The 3,306-nt window shown below is 57.5% G+C and carries 3 protein-coding genes; all 3 read left to right on the forward strand.

Features of this window, described 5'->3' with window-relative positions:
• The first annotated feature begins 297 nt into the window (after window positions 1-297).
• The 3 genes from K1Y02_26305 to K1Y02_26315 all read left to right on the forward strand — a co-directional run bounded on the left by K1Y02_26305 (window position 298) and on the right by K1Y02_26315 (window position 3,140).
• The gene (locus K1Y02_26305) at window positions 298-810 is read left to right on the forward strand and encodes a hypothetical protein (GenBank protein ID MBX7259894.1); all 513 of its coding nucleotides are present in this window, start codon (window positions 298-300) and stop codon (window positions 808-810) included.
• Window positions 811-931: 121 nt separating this feature from the next.
• Entirely contained in the window at window positions 932-1,795 is an 864-nt protein-coding gene (locus tag K1Y02_26310; protein MBX7259895.1) for a sugar phosphate isomerase/epimerase, read from the forward strand.
• 73 nt (window positions 1,796-1,868) lie between these two features.
• Entirely contained in the window at window positions 1,869-3,140 is a 1,272-nt protein-coding gene (locus K1Y02_26315; protein ID MBX7259896.1) for a ThuA domain-containing protein, read from the forward strand.
• Window positions 3,141-3,306: the final 166 nt, after the last annotated feature.

The following is a 3,306-nucleotide window of genomic DNA, read 5'->3' on the forward strand; positions in this document are numbered from 1 at the left end:
CGCCTCCGATTCGAAACCGCGAACCGCGCATGTGCTCATCTCGACAGAACGCGCCGGCTCCATGGTACTGTTGCGGCTGGATTCCGTGAATGGCCAGACTCTAGAGCCGAAACGTCTCGAAGCAGGACTGACCTCTTAATCACCGCCTGACCAACGCGCATGAAGTTCGAACGTACTCCAATACGCCTCCGATGTGATTTCCGCACGTAACTTGCTAAATGGAGCAAGAGGGTGCATTCTGATTGTGTAAGTTTCGACCGCATTGACATCTCCTTGGACAATGTGGAGGCAGTGTGCATGGCTAACGTATGTGCATGGTGCGAAGCAAAACTGGAACCCCTCCCCGCTGGCTCTCTATCGCCGTCCCAAACCATCGACGCCGCAGACAGTCTGTGCCGCGCCTGTGCTCGCGAGTTGGCGGCCCAAATGGGAACGTCGTTGCGCGAATTTCTGGATGATCTGAAAACGCCGACTATCGTCTTCGATTCCGAGACAAGACTCGTAAAAGCGAATCACGTGGCCTGCAAGCTCCTTGGCAAGAAAGAAGTCGACGTCAAGGGACAACTGGGGGGCGAGGTCTTTGAATGCGCCTATTCGAAACTGCCCGAGGGTTGCGGGAGGACCATACATTGCAGCGGTTGCGCCATTCGCCGGTCCGTGGAAGATACGTTCCGCACCGGCACGACGCATAGGCGGGTGCCCGCCACGCTGAATCATGACGGGGATGGAACAATCCAGCTTATACATTACCTGATATCCACGGAACTCGTCGGCGGCGTCGTGTTACTCAAGCTCGAGACCACGGACTGAATGGCGGGCAGACGCTTGGCTTGACATTGGCAGCCTCCTCCTATTGTGACGATGGACTCGGGGCTCGTCCAGTGGTTTAATGTTCACTGCGCCGGATGTGTGCAACCAAGGGGGCGGCACTATGAAGATCGGTTTTCATACGGATGCGTTCAATTCTTCGTACTGGGGGTTCGAGCAATGCCTGCAGTGGGCAGAACGAAATGGGGTCCACTTCATCGAGTGTGGGCTAATCGACGGGGTAAGTTGGATACATGGCCTCGGCTATCAGCCGCATGTCGCGCTGTACGAAGATCCCATGCTCTTGCGTAGGAAGATGGAAGGATACGGCGTACGGTTCTCGCAAGTGGATGCCGCATATCCTTTGTCAGGAGAAGACGGCCCCGTTCGCGGCCTCCCCTACGTTCTTAAATCGATTCCCTGGGCAAAACACGCGGGATGCGAACGCGTGGCGACAACAGACGGTCTGCACAAACCCGAAGGCCTCTCGGACGAGCAGGCGATGAGCCAGATGAAGCGCACCTACGAGCAGATTGTCACGTGCGCGGAAGCCTACGAAATCACGGTCAACATCGAAGTGCACGGCTACTTCACGACCAATCCCGATCGCATGGAGGAAATGCTTGCCTTCTGTGACAGCCCCTACCTGCGCATGAATCTCGACACGGGCAACACCTTCATTGCAGGGCAAGATCCCGTGGCTTTCTGCAAACGTTTTCGCGACAAAGTGACGCATGTTCATGTCAAGGATGTAAGCGAGTCGCTGGCCAAAGCGGTACGCGGTGAGCAAACCGGCATCGCCGTAAGCCAATGCGCTATTGGCGATGGCGTCAACGCGGGCAACATCAAGCAATGCCTCATGCTGCTGCGCGATCGGAGCTATGACGGCATCCTTAGTATGGAGTGCGAGGGACAGGGCGGCCCCATGATTGAACGTTCCTTGGCGTGGTTGCGAAACACGCTGAAAGAACTCAAGATCTCGGAATAGCCACAGACGAACAAAGAACAGCCGGGATGTGACATCGCACAAGCGTTGACAAATCCGGCGCGGAGTGTAGGTCATGAGCCGTTTCACGCAGATTGTGATGGTGTCGTTTTCCGTGATGATAGCAACCACCGCGTCGAGGCAAGTCATGGCAGAATCGTCAACGCTTCCGGATCACCCCAATTTCCCCAATGGCTACGCGCGGTTGGTGTCGCTGACGTGCGGCCCCGGCAATACGCGCGCGGAGCAAGGCGCGCTTGCCATTGAGCAGACTCATGGTGGACAGCGCAAAATAGAAAGCGCATCCGCGCTTGTTTCCGGTGTGGCGTGCGATAGCGATCGTGTCGAGTTCACCGTTACCGGACTCGACGCCAGTTCCGATTACGTGCTTGGCTTCACATGGTTTGATGTAGACGCTCAGGACCGCAAGCAGTCGGTCTTGTTTGGCATGGGCGAACCGGTTTCGTGGACGCAGGTTCTGCAGGCAGTCCAACCGGCGGTGTTTCATGCAGACCAGTCCGTACCTGCGCGTGTGCTGCTGCCCGTGTCCGGGGAATACGCGAAGCAAGGAAGTCTCAAGATTGCCTTCGTCAAGGATGCTGGACCCGATGCGGTCGTCAGCGAAATGTGTCTGCTCAAGAAGACTGATACAACGCTGAAGAAGCGTGTAGCGATCGTAACCGGCGACGATTATCCCGGACACCGCTGGCAGGAAACGGGCCCCGAGCTCGCGGCAATTTTGCGTGAAGATCCGCGGCTGGAAGTGTCCATCGTCGAATGCCCAGCCGTGTTCGCGTCGCCATTGATCGACCACTACGATGCGGCATTTGTTCACTTCAAGAACTATTCGGCGCGGCTGCCTCTCGGAGAAGACGTGTGGAGCGGAATTCGGCGCTACGTCGATTCTGGTCACGGGCTTGTCTTCGTCCATTTCGCGTGCGGCGCGTTTGAAGACTGGAAGGGATATGTCCAAATTGCGGGGCGCGTGTGGGATCCGCAAAAGCGTGGCCATGACCCCTACGGACCATTCCAAGTACGCATCACCGATCCGCAGCATGCCGTGACGTGCGGGATGCAGGCCTTTGAGACTGCGGACGAGCTCTATACGTGCCTTGTCGGCGACACGACGATTCACACGATCTGTGAAGCGACGTCCAAGGTGGACCAACTCGTCTACCCCATGGCCTTCACCGTGCCCGAACTCAAGGGACGTGTGCTCCATTGTCCACTTGGTCACGACCAGAGCGCCCTCACCCACGCCGGGACGCGCGAACTCTATCGCCGTGCTGCGGCGTGGGCGACGGGGTTGGACGAAACTGGAAGCGCCACCTCGGCTCAGCAGAAGTAGGCTTTTATGGATCAAAGTAACTTTAGACAATTGCTCTTTTCGCTCCCTCCCCTTCCTCAGCGCGACTGGACCGATACCAACGCGCGGAGCAAGGAGTTGTGGGGGGCGTTCTGGAAACGCGCCAATGAGCGGGCGCCCGTTCGACTGAATACCAACCCGCGCGTGC

It is taken from the genome of Candidatus Hydrogenedentota bacterium (assembly GCA_019695095.1).
Lineage (GTDB): Bacteria > Hydrogenedentota > Hydrogenedentia > Hydrogenedentales > SLHB01 > JAIBAQ01.